Raw genomic sequence first — 16,685 nt, 5'->3', positions numbered from 1 at the left:
TGGCTTACGATTTCATCTTTTCAGCTTTAGCGATAGCCTCATCAATATTTCCTACCATATAAAATGCATTTTCTGGTAGGTGATCATATTTACCTTCTAAAATACCTTTAAATCCAGCGATTGTCTCTTCTAGACTTACATATTTACCAGGACTACCTGTAAATACTTCTGCAACGAAGAATGGCTGAGATAGATATTTTTCAATTTTTCTAGCTCTATCGACAGTTAATTTATCTTCTTCGCTTAGCTCATCCATACCTAAAATCGCAATAATATCTTGCAAGTCTTTATATTTTTGCAATACTGCTTGAACGCCACGAGCAATTCTATAGTGTTCTTCACCTAAAATTTGTGGATCTAGCATTCTAGATGTTGAATCTAGTGGATCAACTGCTGGATAAATACCTTTTTCAGCAATGGCTCTATTAAGAACTGTAGTAGCATCAAGATGAGCAAAAACAGTCGCAGGAGCTGGGTCAGTAAGGTCATCTGCAGGTACATAAACAGCTTGAACTGATGTGATAGAGCCTTTTTTAGTTGATGTAATTCTCTCTTGTAATTTACCCATTTCACTAGCAAGTGTAGGTTGATAACCAACCGCACTTGGAATACGTCCAAGAAGTGCTGACATTTCTGAACCTGATTGAGAGAATCTAAAAATATTATCAATAAACATAAGAACATCTAGTCCCATCTCATCACGGAAATACTCAGCCATTGTTAGACCAGTTAAAGCAATTCTGTTTCTTGCCCCTGGTGGCTCGTTCATTTGACCATAGCATAGGGCAACTTTATCTAAAACGCCCGATTCTTTCATTTCATTATAAAGGTCATTACCTTCACGAGTTCTCTCACCAACACCAGCAAATACTGAGTAACCGCTGTGTTTGAATGCAACATTATGAATAAGTTCCATAATAATAACTGTTTTACCAACGCCAGCACCACCAAATAGACCTACCTTACCACCTTTTGCATATGGAGCTAGAAGGTCAACAACTTTAATACCAGTTTCAAAGATTTCACTTTTTGTGCTTTGCTCTTCAAATGGAGGCGGATCTCTATGGATAGACCATCTATTGTCAAATTTTTCTTCAGTGCCTTCATCTATCAAATCGCCAACAACATTAAAAATTCTACCAAGAACTTTTTCACCAACAGGTACACTAATAGGTGCGCCTAAAGCCGTAGCCTCTAGACCACGAGTTAGACCCTCACTCATATCCATAGCAATTGTTCTAACTCTATTATCGCCTAGATGTGCAGCAGTTTCTAAAACTAATCTATGTCTATTACCCTCAACAGTAAAATTTACTTCAATAGCTTCGTTAATTTTAGGTAAGTAGTCTTTGAAATCAACATCAACTACAGGACCCATAACTTGGCTAATTACACCTTTCATTATCACTCCTTATAAATTTACTTCATACTCTCAACGCCACTTATAATCTCTATAAGCTCTGTTGTGATACTCTCTTGTCTTGCTTTATTATAGGCAAGATTTAACTCTTTTACTCTAGCTTTAGCATTATTTGTTGCATTATCCATAGCCTGCATTCTAGCACTATGTTCAGCCGCCAAAGAGTCAATAAGAGCATAATACATACTATACTCAAAATACTTTCTCATAAGCTCATCGAGTATTCTCTCATCATGTTCTGGCTCAAAGTCCATAAGTGAACTATGCAATTGATTATCTTCAATCACTGGTGGTTCAACTGGAACTATGGTATTTACTCTTAGTTCTTGAGAAATCATATTTTTATAGCCATTATGAACTAAAATAACTTTATCAGTTACTCCAGCTACAAAATCAGCAATAGCTACTTTAATAACCTCTTGAGCTTTCTCATATGTAGGTGCTGAACTTACGCCACGGTAACTTTCTAAAATCTCAATACCTTGGAAATTGAAAAATTCAATACCTTTTTTACCCACAGCTCTTAAGCGAACTTTAACTTTTTTAGATTTAAACTCATCTATCATATTTCTTACAGCTTTAATAGTTGAGATATTAAAACCTCCACAAAGACCTTTATCAGCAGTAACAAAAATTATATCAACCTTTTCTACCTTAGCCTCTGTATCAAAAAATTTATTACCTTCGCCAACGATTTTAAACTTATTAATCTCATAAGCTATCTCGCTTAAGACCTCATTGATCTTTAGAGCATAAACACGAGAATGGCGAGCTGCCTCTTCTGCTTTTTTTAATTTCGCAGTAGAGACGAGCTTCATCGCTTTTGTAGTTTTTTGCGTGTTTTGTACGCTCTTGATCTTTCTTTTAATATCCTTTAAATTTGACATATTTTAGCCTTATTCAGCGCTAAATATTGCTTTAAATTCATTTAATGCTTTATCTAGTGCCTCTTCGATATCTTTATCAAGCGCTTTTTTGTTACGAATTTGTTCAAAAATATCTGGGTATTTAGCCTCGATATATGGATAAAGCTCAGCTTCAAATTTAGTAACAGCAGACACTGGAAGATCGTCTAAATATCCATTGCTTCCTGCAAAAATAATTACAACTTGATTTTCAACTGGAAGCGGGCTGTATGGTGGTTGTTTTAGAACTTCAACCATTCTTTGACCACGCTCTAATTGCTTACGGCTACTCTCATCTAGATCGCTTGCAAATTGAGCAAATGCTTGTAATTCACGGTATTGAGCTAGGTCTAGTCTTAGAGTACCAGATACTTTTTTGATAGCTTTAATTTGTGCAGCACCTCCAACACGAGATACAGATAGACCGACATTAATTGCTGGGCGAATACCTGAGTTAAATAGATCACTCTCAAGGAAAATTTGACCATCTGTAATAGAGATAACATTGGTTGGAATATAAGCTGAAACGTCGCCAGCTTGAGTCTCAATAATAGGCAATGCTGTTAAGCTTCCTGCTCCTAGTTTATCACTTAGCTTACTTGCTCTTTCAAGTAGTCTTGAGTGTAGATAGAATACATCACCTGGATAAGCTTCACGACCTGGTGGACGGCGAAGAATAAGTGACATCTCACGATATGCAACAGCATGTTTACTTAAATCATCATAAATAATAAGCGCATGACGAGAATTATCACGGAAATATTCACCCATTGTTACACCAGCATATGGTGCTAAATATTGTAAAGCAGCTGCATCGCTAGCACTTGCATTTACAACAATTGTATAGTCCATAGCGCCATATTCTTCAAGTTTTTTAACAACTTGGGCTACTGTTGATTGTTTTTGACCAATTGCTACATAAATACAAATTACATCTTGACCTTTTTGGTTGATAATTGTATCAGTTGCAACTGTAGTTTTACCAGTTTGACGGTCACCAATAATAAGCTCTCTTTGACCTCTACCAATTGGCACAAGAGCATCAATCGCCTTAATACCTGTTTGAAGTGGCTCATGAACAGATTTTCTAGCCATAATGCCTTTAGCTTTTTCTTCAATAAATCTAGTCTCAGTAGCATCAATTGTACCTTTACCATCAATTGGCTCTCCTAAGGCATTTACAACACGACCAATAAGTGCATCACCTACTGGAACTCTAAGAAGTCTACCAAGTCTTTTTACGCTACTTCCTTCTTTAATATCATTACAACCACCCAAAACAACAACACCAACGCTGCTCTCTTCTAGGTTTAGCGCCATACCTTTTTGACCATTTTCAAATTCAACCATCTCGCCAGCCATGACATTTTTAAGACCATAAACATTTGCCACGCCATCAGCGACTGATATAACCTTGCCAGTCTCTTCAATATTAACGCTAAGATCAAAGTTTTCTATGCGTTCTTTGATGATACTGCTAATCTCATCAGCTTTTAACTTAACACTCACGCTTTTACTCCTTATTAAATTACTTTTAATATATATTCGCTCATTTGAGCTTTTAATCTATCGATTGAAAAACTAACTTCAACACCTAAATCGTCAATCTCGATTTTAATGCCATTAAATTCGTTTTTTACAGTTTGAAATTCAATATTTACATCAAATTTATTAGAAAATTTCTGCTCCAACTCACTCTTTTGAGTTTCGCTTAACTCTATATTTCCAGAGATTAAACCTTTAAATTTACCATCTCTTAAAGCTTTTTGATATTCAAATTCTCTTGCAATTTCTGGAATTAAATGTAATCTACCTCTATGGCTTAAAAGCATCAAGAAATTAGCAAGTTTTTCATTTTTATTATCATTAACTAAAGTTAGCAAAAACTCAACTTTAGACTTCGCATCAATGATTGGCGAGTCTATTATGTAGTTAAATTTATCTAGGCCAAACGCAGCAGCTAACTTACTAATCTCGTCACCTACTCTATTAAATTCATCAGCGTCTAAAGCTAAAATTAGTGCTTTTACATATTTTTTGGCTACTATTTCTCTCATTTAGCTCACCTTTTTCATAATAAGATTGATAAGCTCATTTTGATCTATTTTCATAGCATCACTTGCAAATAGCTCATCTAAAACTTCGCTAACTACGGCTCTAACAAGCTTTCTTTCTTCAAAGTCTTTTTGTTCTTCATAACTTTTTTCTAAGATAGCAATCTCATTTTGAGTATCTTTTTCTATCTTAACTAACATGATTTCTATCTCTTTTTTAACAGCTTGAGTTAAGTCATTTGCAATAACTTTAGCATTTTCTACCTTTTTGGCAGCCTCTTCTTTTTTAGCATTTGAGGCTTTTAGCTTCTCTTGAATAGCGTTTAATCTATTTGCAATAGCGTTAATTCTGCCATGATATGCAGCTTTAACTGGCTTAGCTATTAAGTAGTAGAGTATAGCAAAGAATATAACAAAGTTAATCACCCTAGGAATGATATCATACTCACCGCTTCCGCTACCAGCACCAAAAGCAAGCATTGGAGCTGCTAATAATAGGATAAATTTAATATTCATACAAATCTCCTACATTTTTGATAAAGAACCAGCAAGGGTACTTTTTAATTCTGGAATTTTAGCGGTTAAATTAGATTTTAACTCAGCTTTTCTATCGGCAAGTCCAGCCATAAAGCTGTCAAAATCAGCTTCTAAACTCTCTTTTTTGATAGCAACTTTAGTAGCTGCTCTCTCTTTAGCTTCACTTAAAGCAGCATGCTTTTTAGCCTGAGCTTCAGCTCTAGCATCACCTATGATCTTCTCTATTTGGGCTTCGTAATTTCCAGTATCGCTAGCATTTTTACTAACGCTCTCTTCATCATTTTTGATAGATTTATTTCTATCATCAATGAAACCAAGCAAAGGCTTGTAGAGAATGGAATTTAGCACAAAGATAAGCCCTAAAAAGATCACTAATGTAATCAGCAACAACGGCGGATCTATCTGTAGCATCGGTTCTCCTTATGTAATTTCATTAAACTAATCGAGTATTTTACAATATTAAAAAATAAATTCTACTGAATTTTTTGAATTATTTTTATCATATTATCGATTTTTTTACTATCATTTAAATTTAAAGTAATTTTTTGCCCGTTTATTTTACATTTTATTCCAAGTTCTTCAATTAAATCTTTAAGCAAATTTAAATTTTTTCTATCCTCAAAATCTATCCTTGGTCTGCTTTGATTGCTATTTTTAAGTCTTTTTACTAAATTTTCAGTATCTCTTACGCTAAGCTTTTGCCCCATTATACTATCAGCTACTAGTTTTTGATTATCTTTATTTAGACCAACCATAATCTTAGCATGACCTTGAGTAATTTTACCCTCATCTATTAACTCTTTAGTATGTTCATCAAGCCCTAAAAGTCTTAGAGTATTGGTTATTTGCGTTCTGCTTTTTTTAACAATAGACGCTAAAGCCTCTTGGGTAATTTTATATTCATTAATTAGCTCTTGATATGCATTTGCTAGTTCAATTGGGCTTAAATTCTCTCTTTGGATATTCTCAATTAGTGCTAATTCTCTTAAATTTTTATCGCCGATATTTGCGACGATTGCTTTGATTTTATCCTCTCCTAAAAGTTTAGTAGCCCTTAAACGCCTTTCGCCAGCAATTAGTGTAAAATTATCACCCTTTCTAATAACAATAATTGGCTGAATTAGCCCGTGACGCTCGATACTTTGACTAAGTTCTCTTAATGATTCATCGCTAAAATTTCGTCTAGGCTGAAACGGATTTGGCTCAATTCTATCAATTTCAATATCAGCTACTAACTCTTTGTGTAATTCCTTATTATATGCTTGCTCAACATCACCTAAGATGGAGTCTAATCCTCTACCAAGTGCCATATTACCCCATTATCGAGTGAGCTAATTTTTGATAGGCTAAAGAGCCGCTAGATTTTATATCATATAAAATAACTGGCTTACCAAAGCTTGGACTCTCAGCTAATTTAACATTTCTAGGAATTATGACAAACCCATCTTCGCAGTTTTCAGCCTTAAATAGCTTATTACTAAAGTGTTTTTTCAAGTCAGCAACCGTCTCTTTAGAGAGATTATTTTGCGAACTATACATCGTAGGCAAGAATCCTTTGATAGCTAATTTTGGATTTGTTGTCTCTTTTATCACTTTTACAGTGTTAAAAATCTGTGCTAAACCCTCCATAGCATAAAACTCGCATTGAATCGGAATAATAACGCTATCACTAGCAGTTAGTGCATTAATTGTTAAAATTCCAAGTGTTGGTGGGCTATCGATTATTATATAATCATAGCTATCACGGATGGTTGCTAGCTTGCTTTTTAAAATATTTTTATAGTCACGATTTTGCTCGTTAAATTCCTGCTCAATACCAACTAGCCCAATATTTGATGGGGCAATATCAAGCATTTGCAGCTCTGTTTTTAATATTATTTCGCTGATATTTTTTCTACCAGTTAAAACATGATAGATATTAAATTCATAATCACTTCTTTTAAAGCCTAGCCCAGTCGTCGCATTAGCTTGCGGATCAATATCAAGTAGCAAAACTCTCTTCTCAGCCACAGCCAACGAAGCTGCTAAATTGACAGCTGTAGTAGTCTTTCCTACGCCACCTTTTTGGTTGGCAATGGTTATAACCTCACTCATCTTGCTGAATACACCCTTTTATTATTTATTATTATCGAGCCATCGCTTTGCAATGTAGCACCGCTTAGGCTCACTGGCTTCTCATCTATATGGACACAAAAATTCTTTGACAATCCAAATTCTATCAAATATTTGCTAAAAATTTGCTTCCATTGCGGCTTAGCATTTAAACTTTTAAAATACAAATCTAGTATAAAATCCCTACTAAGCTCTATATCTAGGCACTTAGCAAAGCTAGGAGCACTTTTTAAATTTAGCCCTATTCCACATACATATACGCTATTAATTTTTGTTGTAATGATACCTGCAATTTTATGCTCTCCTAGATAAATATCATTTGGCCATTTTAGCCATAATTTTGAGCCCTTTTCTCTAAGTGCCAAGACTAAAATATAGGCAAAATATATGCTTGCAGATACTGACTCTAAGTCGCTTGGTAAATCCTTGACATCTATTGCAAAGCTTAAGTATAAATTGCCTTTTGGGCTCTGCCAGTTATTTGCTCTACTTCCTATGCCATGACTTTGACAATCAGCCACTATAGCACACGGGGGATATTTTTTAAATGATTTTATATCTTCAATTAGTTTAGTTTGTGTCGATTGGCACTCACAAATATACTCTATCTCCAACACCTAGCCTTTTGCCATTTAAATAACTTTTTGCATCAACTGATTTTTTACCAGCTGCTTGTAGTGTTTTTATTAAAATACTTCCATTATTTACACCAACTACAAAACCATTATCATTAATGGATAAAATTTCACCAATTCCACCATTTAAATTTGCTACTTCTATATCTAAAATTTTTATTCCATTTTTAGTAAAAATCCCTGGCCATCCATAATATGCTAAAAATTTTGTCCAAATTTGACTAGCACTATCAACACTAAAATCAACTAGACCATCATCTTTTTTTATCTTTTTACACTTTGAACTAAGAGCATCAAACTGCTTGATTGGATTGATATTTTCATACTCATTTAGTATTTTAATAGTCAAATTTGCAGCCATTATGCTTAACTTATCAAATAATTCATATGAGTTCATATTGGTAATATCAAGAATACTAAATGCTAAAATATCACCGCTATCAAGCCCTTCATTCATTGCCATAGCTGTAACTCCGCTTAAACTATTTTTATCTAAAATAGCCGATTGTATAGGAGATGCACCACGATATGCTGGCAAAATAGATGCATGAAGATTCACGCAAGGCGCAATATCTAAAATTTCATGCGGTAGAATCTGTCCATAAGCTGCTACTATAATAATATCAGGATTTAGTGATTTAATATGCTCTTTAACTCCGCTCTCTTTTAAAGATTTTGGCTGATAAACTATATCATTAAGTCCTAAATCTATGGCTAGTTTTTTTACATCTGGCGGGGTAAGAGTTTGGCTTCTACCTACTGGTTTATCAGGCTGAGTATAGATAGCAAGAATATTAAATTTAGCCTTATAAATCTTTTCTAAAATCTTACTAGCATAGCTTGGAGTTCCCATAAAAACTATATTTTTCATCTTTTACCTTTAAAAATTGTACCGCCAATTTGGTTTGAGTTTAACAAAAACTCTTTTGCTACACTAAGATCAAACCCGCTGGCTAAAAACATATCTTTGCCATTTTGCATTAAAAAATCAGCCGCTAATAGCTTTGTAGTAATTCCACCTGTGCCATGCTTTGAGCCTGTTTGCGAATTTTTAGTTAATTCAGATTGATCGATACTAGTTACTACTGATCTTATTGTAGCAGTTTTATCTAAACTTGGATCGGCTGTATAATAACCATCTATATCACTTAATATCACTAATAAATCAGCATCAAAATAGTACGCTACCGCACTTGATAATCTATCATTATCCCCATAAACTATCTCGCTAATTCCTGTAGAATCATTCTCATTTATAATTGGTAGAATTTTATTTTCAAGCAAGCCATTAATTACATTTTTGGCATGATTAGTAATTTTTCTAGAGTCAAAATCACCTGCTGTAAGCAAAATTTGAGCTGCCATTTTACCATATTTTGATAAGGTATTAGAGTAGATTTCCATCAAATATGGTTGCCCAAGACTAGATAAAATTTGCTTATTTATAACACTTGTTCTTGGTAGATCAAATTTGGCTTGACCAGCGCTAATTGCTCCACTACTAACTAAAATAACTTCAAATTTATTGCTTAAATCACTTAAAAATTTACAAAGATTGTCTATTCTACTTTGACTAATTGCCTTCTCATCGCTTAAAACATGTGAGCCAACTTTTATAACTATGCGTTTCACTCTAGCCCTTTTTATAATTATTTAGGGCTAGAATTATATCTAAATTTATCTAAATTTATCACCTAATTTTAGGCTGTAGTATCATCTTTTAAAATCTCTAAAAGAGCGAATTTGAGCTCTTTTAAATTTTCTCCGCTAACGCTTGAAATTGGCATTACAAAATATGGAAGTGAAGTATCAATTTTATATCCACTTTGTTTTATTTCAAAGCCAAATTTAGATATAAAATTTTGGACTTTTTCATCAATATCCTCAGCCACATCTGCTCTAGTAAGAGCAATGGCAAAACTTCGTTTAGCAAGTAAAGGTGAGAATTTTTCAACTTCAGATCTTAGAGTTTCAAACTGCTCTTCAAGGCTTCTATAGTTTGCTAAATCTATCATATATAGCAAAACTTTAGTTCTTTCGATATGTTTTAAAAACTTAATTCCAAGCCCTTTGCCATCACTAGCTCCTTCTATAATACCTGGAATATCAGCCATCACAAATCCATTGAATTGATCTACTTCAACCAATCCTAGCTTTGGTGTAAGCGTAGTAAATTCATAATTTGCAATTTGTGGTTTAGCATTTGATACAGCTGAGATTAAGGTAGATTTACCAACATTTGGAAAACCAACAAGACCAACATCGGCAATTAGCTTTAATTCAAGTCTAATATTCTTAGTCTCACCTGAAAGTCCTGGCTGAGCTTTTGAAGGTGCTTGATTTACGCTAGTTTTAAAATGAATATTACCAAGACCGCCTTTGCCACCAAGTAAAAATAACTCTTTTTGCCCCTCAGTTGTAAGGTCTAGTAGCAACTCTCCACTATCATTATCATACACAGCAGTTCCTGGTGGTACAATTAATTCAAGGTTCTCACCCTTTTTACCAGTCATATTTCTTGGAAGTCCTGGTACGCCATTTGCAGCTTTTAAAACTCTTTTACCTTTGTAGTTTGCTAAAGTATGCGTATTATTATCAACTATAAAATATACATCACCGCCATTTCCGCCATCACCGCCATCTGGCCCACCTAGAGGAACATGCTTTTCACGGCGAAAACTAGCACAGCCTGGCCCACCTTTGCCACTACTTACAGTAAAACTTACACTATCTATAAACATTTTGGATATCCTTTATCTAAAGGCTATTTAAAGAATAAATTAATTAAAGAGAAAGCCCCGTTACGGAGCTTAAATTATGCAGCTGGATAGACAGAAACTTTTTTTCTATCTTTATCTTTTCTTTCGAATTTCACAAAACCATCAACCAAAGCAAATATAGTATGATCTTTTCCCATACCTACATTGTTGCCTGGGTGAGTTGCTGTTCCTCTTTGGCGGATTATGATATTTCCGGCTCTTACGAACTCGCCACCGAATTTTTTAACACCTAAGCGGCGACCTATACTATCACGGTTATTTTGGGTTGAACCCTGACCTTTCTTGTGTGCCATACCTTACTCTCCTTAGGCTTTTATACTTGTAACTTTTACACGAGTGTATTCTCTTCTAAAACCGCGTTTTAATTTTGAATCTTTTCTTCTGCGTTTTTTGTAGATAACAACTTTTTTGTCTTTACCTTCTCGTATAACTTCTAAAACAACTTTTGCACCACTCACAAACGGCGCACCTACCTTTAAACTGCCATCATTAACTGCTAAAACCTCGGTGATTTCAACAATTGATTTTGCTTCGGCTTCAAAATGATCTAAATTTAGGAAGTCACCTTCGCTAACTTTATATTGTTTTGAGCCATGTTTGATAATCGCATACATCAAACTATCCTTTAAAATTTGGTAAGACCAAAAAGCACTCTTAAATAAAAATTTATTAAAGAGATTTATGGAGCTATTTTGGATATTAAGGCGTGATTATACTAAATTTATTATAAATTTTGACTAAATTTGGGGTGAAATTTGAATTTAGCCTACCGAGTTGGTAGGCTTTGAGATTATAGCTCTGGTTTTGGAGTAGCTTCTGTGCTTGCTGGGAATTGTGGATATACAACTTTTGGTTTTTCGCCTGTTAGAGCATTTAAGAAGCTAATAATGCTTTTTGCTTCAGCATCGCTGATTTCGATACCTAATTGGACACTTCCCATCTCTTTTACAGCTTCATCAAGTTTCCATATAGCACCATTGTGGAAGTATGGAGCAGTCTCTGCTACATTTCTTAGAGTTGGAGTTTTGACCATGCCATTTGCATCACCTTTAAAGTCGCCAATATTAGCAAATTTATATTTACCTGCTACTTCAAATGCTTGCATAGATCCACCTAGATTTACACCTGTGTGGCAAGTAACACAACCTTTGTCAATGAAAGTTTGTAGGCCTTGTTTTTCAGCTTTGTTTAGAGCTTTTAAGTCACCATTCATAAATTTATCAAATTTAGATGGAGTAAGAAGTGTTCTTTCGAAACTTGCGATCGCATCGGCGATATTATCAAATGTAATACCATCTTTATATATTTTTTTAAATTCAGCCTGATACTCTGGAAGTGAGCTTATTCTTTCTACAGCTAATTTAGCTGGAGTTGCCATTTCTGGTTCAGCTTCGATTGGGCCTTTGGCTTGATCTACTAAAGTCATAGCACGACCATCCCAAAATTGTGTTGTGTTTAGCACTGAGTTATAGACTGTTGGGCTATTTAGATGATGCGGATTTACCGTCCATTTATGACCTACAGCAGCAGCGATACCATCAGTTCCGCCTAGACCTAGGTTGTGGCATGTATTACAGCTGATTATACCGCTTTTTGATAATCTTGGCTCAAAATATAGTTTTTTACCGAGTTCGGCTTTTGCTTTTGTAAATTTATTTGGTTTTACGCCTATCTCTTTTAGCAACTCATCTACTTGAGCTTGTGTAGTTGGAAGTGCTTTTAAACCAGCATCTTTAGCAGCTTTTAAAAGATCAGCATCACTAGCAGCGAATAAAGATGTAGCAACTAATACAGAACTTAAAAGTAATCTACTTTTCACAATGAAACTCCTTACAAAATTTGGTTTGCGATTAGAAATATAATAATTGAAAGTAAATAAAAAATAGCGAATTTAAGCTAAAAATACTCTTTAAGTATTAATTATTTGTATTAAATATAAATTTTACTTATTTTAATTAAGATAAATTTAATCTTTTTATATTGGTAAAATAGTCCTTAAAAGGTAATGTTGACTCAACCATTTAAATATCTTTAACTAAATTTATAATAAAAATTTATAATAAAAAAATTAAATAAAATTGTAAAAATGTTACCATTGGTAAATTTTATCCTACTAAAATACCAAAATTTAGTATAAATTCTTAAAATCTTCCTTAAAATTGTTGATTTTTATTTAAAATTTAACCATATAATTTGGCTTAGCCATTTTAAACAAGGATACATTATAATGAAAAAAATTTTTATAAGCTCTTTGCTTAGTTCAAGCCTACTTTTTGGCGCACTTAGCGATGCTGAGATTTTACAAGTTTTTGAAGGTGGCGATGAAGAGCTAAAATACACAATCGACTCACGCAAAAATCTACCAAATACAAATTTTGAAGAGATCAAAATCAAAATGAGTGATGGTGAAAATAGCGCTTACATTGCACTTTATAGTGATGGGGCTTATATATTTCCTGATGTGATTGATATTAAAAATAAAATCAGCTATCTAGCAAATTTTGAAAACGCTCAAGCCAAAATCGCCATAGAAAACGCAACCAAAAAACTAGGCGAACTTATCAAATCAATACCAAAAGATAATATAATCTCAATTGGCAATGATAAAAACAAAGAGACAAAATATCTATTTACAGATCCAGATTGCCCATATTGTCGCCAGGATTTAGAGCTAATTGAAGCTAAACTAAAAAGCACAAATTTAAAAATAATCCTAGCGCCAGTCTCAAACCACGGTATTCCTGCAATTAAAAAATCTATTGCGATACTAAACGAAGTAAAAAGTGCTAAAAATGATACCGCTAAAATAAAAATCCTAAGAAAATATTTTGCCCCAAATGCCAAAGAGCCTAAAATGATTAGCCAAGAAGAGATTGATAAGTTTAAAGCTCAAGTTGATAAAATTTTTACCACCGGTGCTGTACGTGGTGTGCCTATGCTAATTGATGCTAAAACACTAGGATTATAATGAACGCTTTAGCTATTATTACTGCTCGTGGTGGTTCAAAACGAATTCCACGCAAAAATATTAAAGAATTTATGGGAAAGCCTATGATCGCATACGCTATTGATGCGTGCAAAGATTCAGGGATTTTCGATGAGATTATGGTCTCAACTGATGATGATGAAATCGCAACTGTAGCAAGAGAGTTTGGTGCAAATGTACCATTTATGAGATCTTCTAAAAACTCAGATGATTATGCGACTACAAATGATGTATTAATTGAAGTTTTAGAGCAGTATAAAAAGCGTGGAATTGAGCCTTCTGTGGTCTGTTGCGTTTATCCGTGCGTGCCATTTTTAAATGGAGAGATTTTACGCTTAGCTTATGATAAATTTAAATCAAGTGGCGCTGATGGACTTACTCCTGTTGTTAAATTTAATTTTCCGATTCAAAGATCCTTTAGGATTAAAGATGGTTTTTTAGAGTATAGAGAGCCGCAAAATGCATCTAAAAGAAGTCAAGATTTAGAGCCTATGTATCATGATGTAGGAATGTTTTACTTTTACAAAGGCACAAAGCTAAATGGTAAAAATATAATTCCATATATAATAGATGAATCTGTAGCGCAAGATATCGATACAATGGAGGATTGGAAGATGGCAGAGATTAAATTTAAGGTAAAAAATGAGCTATAAAATTGGACTAAAGCTTTGGAGTTTAAATGAGAATTATATAGCACCAGCTAAAGAGCTTTATGAGTGTGGCGAGTATGATTATATAGAACTTTATACCGTGCCTAATAGCTCGCAAATGCTACCTTTGTGGAAAAATTTAGCTAAAGATTGCGGTGTTAAATTTGCCATTCATGCGCCACATTTTAGCAGTGGGCTAGATTTTTCAAATCCTAATAAACAGCGTTATAATCTAGAATTATGCGAACAAGTAAAACGCTATAGCGGCGAGCTAGAGGCCGTTTATACTGTATTTCATCCTGGAATTGGTGGAAGCATTGATGAGAGCGTGCGACAGATGAAAATGGTAAAAAATCTCAAATTTGCTATCGAAAATAAACCATATATCGTACCAATGGACAATGGAACCGCATTTTGCGTAGGGGCAGATTTTTTAAGTATTAAGCGAATTTTAGACGAAGTAGGATGTGAGTTTTGCCTTGATGCTGGACATGCGCTTTGTAGTGCAAACTATCAAGGATTAAATCCTTATGAGTATATTGCTAAATTAAACGAGCTAAATCCTAGAATTTATCATCTAAGCGATAACGATGAGAACGCAAAACTTGATGCACATATGCATTTTGGTGATGGGAGTATTGATTTAGCAAGGGTATTAAAGCTTTTGTGCGGCGGGGAATTTTTAGCAATTGAAACAATCAAGGATAGCAAAGATAATTTAGATGATTTTGCTAAGGATTGCTCAATTTTAAAATTGCTAATTAAAAATACTAAGTAATTTTAGAGTATTTTTAATAAATTTATTTTATTGCTAAATTTGGGATTAAAATTTCAATCTCAAATTTAGCTCTAAATATAAATTTATCACTTAAATTAATAATATATCAAATTATTTAAATATTGTAAATTTAAAAACATAAAAATAATTATAATAAATTATTTAGCCATTAATGCCGTACTAATTTTCCAAAATCACATCTCAACTATGATAATAATTCTTAAGATTATGAAATTAAAAAGATATTTAATAATTTATATCAAATTTATTTCCTAATTTATGCTATTTTTATAATCTTAATTTAAAGTTAAATTGAGTATAATTATCAAAAAGATTTGGAGAATTATATGGAATTTTTAAAAGAATATATAGATTATATTATATTTGCTACCTTAGGAATTATGGCGTTTATAGCCTGCTGGTGCGTGATAGAAAGAGTGTTGTTCTTACGCAAAGTAGATATAAACAGCTACACTAGCCAAACCAAGCTTGATAATGCTCTAAGCTATAATCTTACAACACTATATATAATCTACTCAAACGCTCCATATGTCGGACTTTTAGGAACTGTTATTGGTATTATGATTAGCTTTTATGATATGAGTATTTCAGCTACTATTGATGTCAAAAGTGTAGTTTTAGGCCTCTCACTTGCGCTTAAGGCCACAGCCCTTGGCCTATTAGTTGCTATACCAAGTCTAATAGCTTATAATTATCTATTACGCTGGGTAAATCTCATCTCTAGTCAATACACAAATAAGGCGCAAAATTGATAAATTTACCTAAAAACGAAGGGCTAAATATAATCCCATTTATAGATATTATGCTTGTTGTTTTGGCTATGGTGCTTAGCATTTCTACATTTATTGCTAGTGGGCAGATTAAGGTTGATTTGCCAAGTGCTAGCTCAGCTCAACCGCTAGAATCCAAAGAAAAACTAACCATCATAATCGACCAAAATGATAACTTTTATCTCAACGATACTATCATAGATATTAACGACCTTGAGGCTAAAATTGCTGCTACGCCAAAACAAACAGTAGTTGAATTAAAAAGCGACAAAGGTGCTAAATTTGATAGCTTTGTCAAAATTATTGATATTTTAAAGGTCAATAATCACCAAAATTTCTCAATCATTACGGAGAAAACACGATGATGCGAGCAATTTACTCAAGCAAAACCCAATCATTTTGCTTAACTAGTATGCTATTTATTCCATTTATTTGGTTTGGTCTAAATGTATTAAAACCAATCGTTCCAGCTATCACTACACAAAGCATTAGCCTAAATCAGATAGTCCAAATTCCAAAACCAGCTCCAGTGCAAACACCTAAATTTGAGACACCAAAACAAGTTCAAAAAATCGAACCAATCAAAACCCCAAAACCAGCTCCAGTCAAACCAAAGCCAACTCCAACTACAAAACCAATGCCTATAGAATCTAAACCAGCTAAAAAAATAGAACAAACTACACAAGCAACACAAACCACTCCAGCAGCACAAGCCCAACCAGTAGAACAAATACAAACATATAATATAACTAGTGCTACACCAGATCCATTTTTAGCAGCGATAAAATCAGCTATAAATGATAATCACATATACCCACGCACCGCTAAAAGACTAAGACAACAAGGCAATGTATTAGTTGAGTTTATATGGACAAAAAATATGGAGTTAAAAGGGTTAAAAATTCTAAAATCTTCCCAGCACAAAGCTCTAAATGAAGCTGCACTAGCTACAATAACAACAGCGGCTAAAAGTTTTCCAAAACACGATAAAACCGTTCAAATTCAAATCCCGCTAGTTTATAAAATAAACTAAAAAC

21 protein-coding genes are annotated in these 16,685 nt (G+C 33.7%); 6 read left to right on the top strand and 15 right to left on the bottom strand.

Translation table 11 applies throughout. From position 1 onward, the window contains the following. Nucleotides 1-4 precede the first annotated feature (4 nt). From atpD to CIGNP109_RS04915, 15 genes are all read right to left on the bottom strand, one after another. Nucleotides 5-1,402 (bottom strand): F0F1 ATP synthase subunit beta, encoded by a 1,398-nt coding sequence (atpD, locus tag CIGNP109_RS04985; RefSeq protein ID WP_086228448.1) that lies wholly within the window; start codon nucleotides 1,400-1,402, stop codon nucleotides 5-7. A 17-nt stretch (nucleotides 1,403-1,419) separates the two neighbouring features. Then, complete coding sequence (atpG, locus tag CIGNP109_RS04980) at nucleotides 1,420-2,307, bottom strand: ATP synthase F1 subunit gamma (RefSeq protein WP_086228447.1); 888 nt, start codon at nucleotides 2,305-2,307, stop codon at nucleotides 1,420-1,422. A 9-nt stretch (nucleotides 2,308-2,316) separates the two neighbouring features. Beyond that, complete coding sequence (gene atpA / locus CIGNP109_RS04975; protein WP_086225054.1) at nucleotides 2,317-3,834, bottom strand: F0F1 ATP synthase subunit alpha; 1,518 nt, start codon at nucleotides 3,832-3,834, stop codon at nucleotides 2,317-2,319. A 14-nt stretch (nucleotides 3,835-3,848) separates the two neighbouring features. Next, the gene (locus CIGNP109_RS04970) at nucleotides 3,849-4,382 is read right to left on the bottom strand and encodes a F0F1 ATP synthase subunit delta (protein WP_086228446.1); all 534 of its coding nucleotides are present in this window, start codon (nucleotides 4,380-4,382) and stop codon (nucleotides 3,849-3,851) included. After that, nucleotides 4,383-4,895 carry a F0F1 ATP synthase subunit B gene (locus CIGNP109_RS04965; RefSeq protein ID WP_086225052.1) on the bottom strand — a complete coding sequence of 171 codons (513 nt, stop codon included), beginning with the start codon at nucleotides 4,893-4,895 and terminating at the stop codon, nucleotides 4,383-4,385. A 9-nt stretch (nucleotides 4,896-4,904) separates the two neighbouring features. Further along, entirely contained in the window at nucleotides 4,905-5,327 is a 423-nt protein-coding gene (locus CIGNP109_RS04960; RefSeq protein WP_086225051.1) for a FoF1 ATP synthase subunit B', read from the bottom strand. Between the two features lie 62 nt (nucleotides 5,328-5,389). After that, nucleotides 5,390-6,226, bottom strand: coding sequence for a ParB/RepB/Spo0J family partition protein (locus tag CIGNP109_RS04955; RefSeq protein WP_086225050.1), 837 nt, complete (start codon nucleotides 6,224-6,226; stop codon nucleotides 5,390-5,392). 1 nt (nucleotide 6,227) lies between these two features. Further along, a complete protein-coding gene (locus CIGNP109_RS04950; protein WP_086225049.1) occupies nucleotides 6,228-7,010 on the bottom strand; it encodes a ParA family protein in 783 nt (260 codons plus the stop codon). Then, nucleotides 7,007-7,645 carry a biotin--[acetyl-CoA-carboxylase] ligase gene (locus CIGNP109_RS04945; RefSeq protein WP_336526415.1) on the bottom strand — a complete coding sequence of 213 codons (639 nt, stop codon included), beginning with the start codon at nucleotides 7,643-7,645 and terminating at the stop codon, nucleotides 7,007-7,009. The genes CIGNP109_RS04950 and CIGNP109_RS04945 overlap by 4 nt, the downstream gene beginning before the upstream one ends. Continuing rightward, nucleotides 7,620-8,534, bottom strand: coding sequence for a methionyl-tRNA formyltransferase (gene fmt, locus CIGNP109_RS04940; RefSeq protein WP_086228444.1), 915 nt, complete (start codon nucleotides 8,532-8,534; stop codon nucleotides 7,620-7,622). Before fmt ends, CIGNP109_RS04945 begins: the two co-directional genes overlap by 26 nt. After that, entirely contained in the window at nucleotides 8,531-9,295 is a 765-nt protein-coding gene (proB, locus tag CIGNP109_RS04935; protein ID WP_086228443.1) for a glutamate 5-kinase, read from the bottom strand. Before proB ends, fmt begins: the two co-directional genes overlap by 4 nt. A 68-nt stretch (nucleotides 9,296-9,363) precedes the next feature. Beyond that, nucleotides 9,364-10,404, bottom strand: a complete 1,041-nt coding sequence (obgE, locus tag CIGNP109_RS04930; protein ID WP_086228442.1) for a GTPase ObgE — start codon at nucleotides 10,402-10,404, stop codon at nucleotides 9,364-9,366. Nucleotides 10,405-10,478: 74 nt separating this feature from the next. Further along, a complete protein-coding gene (gene rpmA, locus CIGNP109_RS04925; protein ID WP_038455086.1) occupies nucleotides 10,479-10,736 on the bottom strand; it encodes a 50S ribosomal protein L27 in 258 nt (85 codons plus the stop codon). A gap of 12 nt (nucleotides 10,737-10,748) precedes the next feature. Next, nucleotides 10,749-11,057 carry a 50S ribosomal protein L21 gene (gene rplU, locus CIGNP109_RS04920; RefSeq protein WP_086225044.1) on the bottom strand — a complete coding sequence of 103 codons (309 nt, stop codon included), beginning with the start codon at nucleotides 11,055-11,057 and terminating at the stop codon, nucleotides 10,749-10,751. A gap of 176 nt (nucleotides 11,058-11,233) precedes the next feature. Further along, nucleotides 11,234-12,301, bottom strand: a complete 1,068-nt coding sequence (locus CIGNP109_RS04915; protein WP_438939260.1) for a cytochrome-c peroxidase — start codon at nucleotides 12,299-12,301, stop codon at nucleotides 11,234-11,236. Between the two features lie 369 nt (nucleotides 12,302-12,670). Between CIGNP109_RS04915 and CIGNP109_RS04910 the strand changes: the two genes are divergently transcribed. The 6 genes from CIGNP109_RS04910 to CIGNP109_RS04885 all read left to right on the top strand — a co-directional run bounded on the left by CIGNP109_RS04910 (nucleotide 12,671) and on the right by CIGNP109_RS04885 (nucleotide 16,681). After that, nucleotides 12,671-13,411 (top strand): thioredoxin domain-containing protein, encoded by a 741-nt coding sequence (locus tag CIGNP109_RS04910; protein WP_086228441.1) that lies wholly within the window; start codon nucleotides 12,671-12,673, stop codon nucleotides 13,409-13,411. Next, nucleotides 13,411-14,082, top strand: coding sequence for a pseudaminic acid cytidylyltransferase (pseF, locus tag CIGNP109_RS04905; protein WP_180380020.1), 672 nt, complete (start codon nucleotides 13,411-13,413; stop codon nucleotides 14,080-14,082). Before CIGNP109_RS04910 ends, pseF begins: the two co-directional genes overlap by 1 nt. Next, entirely contained in the window at nucleotides 14,072-14,857 is a 786-nt protein-coding gene (locus tag CIGNP109_RS04900) for a sugar phosphate isomerase/epimerase family protein (protein WP_086228439.1), read from the top strand. The genes pseF and CIGNP109_RS04900 overlap by 11 nt, the downstream gene beginning before the upstream one ends. A gap of 347 nt (nucleotides 14,858-15,204) precedes the next feature. Beyond that, nucleotides 15,205-15,630 carry a TonB-system energizer ExbB gene (gene exbB / locus CIGNP109_RS04895; protein ID WP_086225039.1) on the top strand — a complete coding sequence of 142 codons (426 nt, stop codon included), beginning with the start codon at nucleotides 15,205-15,207 and terminating at the stop codon, nucleotides 15,628-15,630. Continuing rightward, nucleotides 15,627-16,013 carry a TonB system transport protein ExbD gene (exbD, locus tag CIGNP109_RS04890; RefSeq protein WP_086228438.1) on the top strand — a complete coding sequence of 129 codons (387 nt, stop codon included), beginning with the start codon at nucleotides 15,627-15,629 and terminating at the stop codon, nucleotides 16,011-16,013. Before exbB ends, exbD begins: the two co-directional genes overlap by 4 nt. Then, on the top strand, nucleotides 16,010-16,681 hold the full coding sequence (locus CIGNP109_RS04885; protein WP_086228437.1) for a TonB family protein: 672 nt from the start codon (nucleotides 16,010-16,012) through the stop codon (nucleotides 16,679-16,681). Before exbD ends, CIGNP109_RS04885 begins: the two co-directional genes overlap by 4 nt. The last annotated feature ends 4 nt before the right edge of the window (nucleotides 16,682-16,685 follow it).

The organism is Campylobacter sp. P0109 (assembly GCF_002138755.1).
In the GTDB taxonomy this organism is placed as follows: Bacteria; Campylobacterota; Campylobacteria; order Campylobacterales; family Campylobacteraceae; genus Campylobacter; species Campylobacter devanensis.
This window is presented reverse-complemented; position numbering and strand designations above follow the sequence as displayed.

What these genes read in the sequence shown, in the direction of transcription:
- CIGNP109_RS04900 (WP_086228439.1), top strand. Translation starts at nt 14,072, where the DNA reads ATGAGCTATAAAATTGGACTAAAGCTTTGGAGTTTAAATGAGAATTAT.
- atpD (WP_086228448.1), bottom strand. Translation starts at nt 1,402, where the DNA reads ATGAAAGGTGTAATTAGCCAAGTTATGGGTCCTGTAGTTGATGTTGAT.
- pseF (WP_180380020.1), top strand. Translation starts at nt 13,411, where the DNA reads ATGAACGCTTTAGCTATTATTACTGCTCGTGGTGGTTCAAAACGAATT.
- CIGNP109_RS04970 (WP_086228446.1), bottom strand. Translation starts at nt 4,382, where the DNA reads ATGAGAGAAATAGTAGCCAAAAAATATGTAAAAGCACTAATTTTAGCT.
- rpmA (WP_038455086.1), bottom strand. Translation starts at nt 10,736, where the DNA reads ATGGCACACAAGAAAGGTCAGGGTTCAACCCAAAATAACCGTGATAGT.
- CIGNP109_RS04910 (WP_086228441.1), top strand. Translation starts at nt 12,671, where the DNA reads ATGAAAAAAATTTTTATAAGCTCTTTGCTTAGTTCAAGCCTACTTTTT.
- atpG (WP_086228447.1), bottom strand. Translation starts at nt 2,307, where the DNA reads ATGTCAAATTTAAAGGATATTAAAAGAAAGATCAAGAGCGTACAAAAC.
- obgE (WP_086228442.1), bottom strand. Translation starts at nt 10,404, where the DNA reads ATGTTTATAGATAGTGTAAGTTTTACTGTAAGTAGTGGCAAAGGTGGG.
- CIGNP109_RS04955 (WP_086225050.1), bottom strand. Translation starts at nt 6,226, where the DNA reads ATGGCACTTGGTAGAGGATTAGACTCCATCTTAGGTGATGTTGAGCAA.
- exbB (WP_086225039.1), top strand. Translation starts at nt 15,205, where the DNA reads ATGGAATTTTTAAAAGAATATATAGATTATATTATATTTGCTACCTTA.
- rplU (WP_086225044.1), bottom strand. Translation starts at nt 11,057, where the DNA reads ATGTATGCGATTATCAAACATGGCTCAAAACAATATAAAGTTAGCGAA.
- CIGNP109_RS04885 (WP_086228437.1), top strand. Translation starts at nt 16,010, where the DNA reads ATGATGCGAGCAATTTACTCAAGCAAAACCCAATCATTTTGCTTAACT.
- CIGNP109_RS04950 (WP_086225049.1), bottom strand. Translation starts at nt 7,010, where the DNA reads ATGAGTGAGGTTATAACCATTGCCAACCAAAAAGGTGGCGTAGGAAAG.
- CIGNP109_RS04965 (WP_086225052.1), bottom strand. Translation starts at nt 4,895, where the DNA reads ATGAATATTAAATTTATCCTATTATTAGCAGCTCCAATGCTTGCTTTT.
- fmt (WP_086228444.1), bottom strand. Translation starts at nt 8,534, where the DNA reads ATGAAAAATATAGTTTTTATGGGAACTCCAAGCTATGCTAGTAAGATT.
- CIGNP109_RS04960 (WP_086225051.1), bottom strand. Translation starts at nt 5,327, where the DNA reads ATGCTACAGATAGATCCGCCGTTGTTGCTGATTACATTAGTGATCTTT.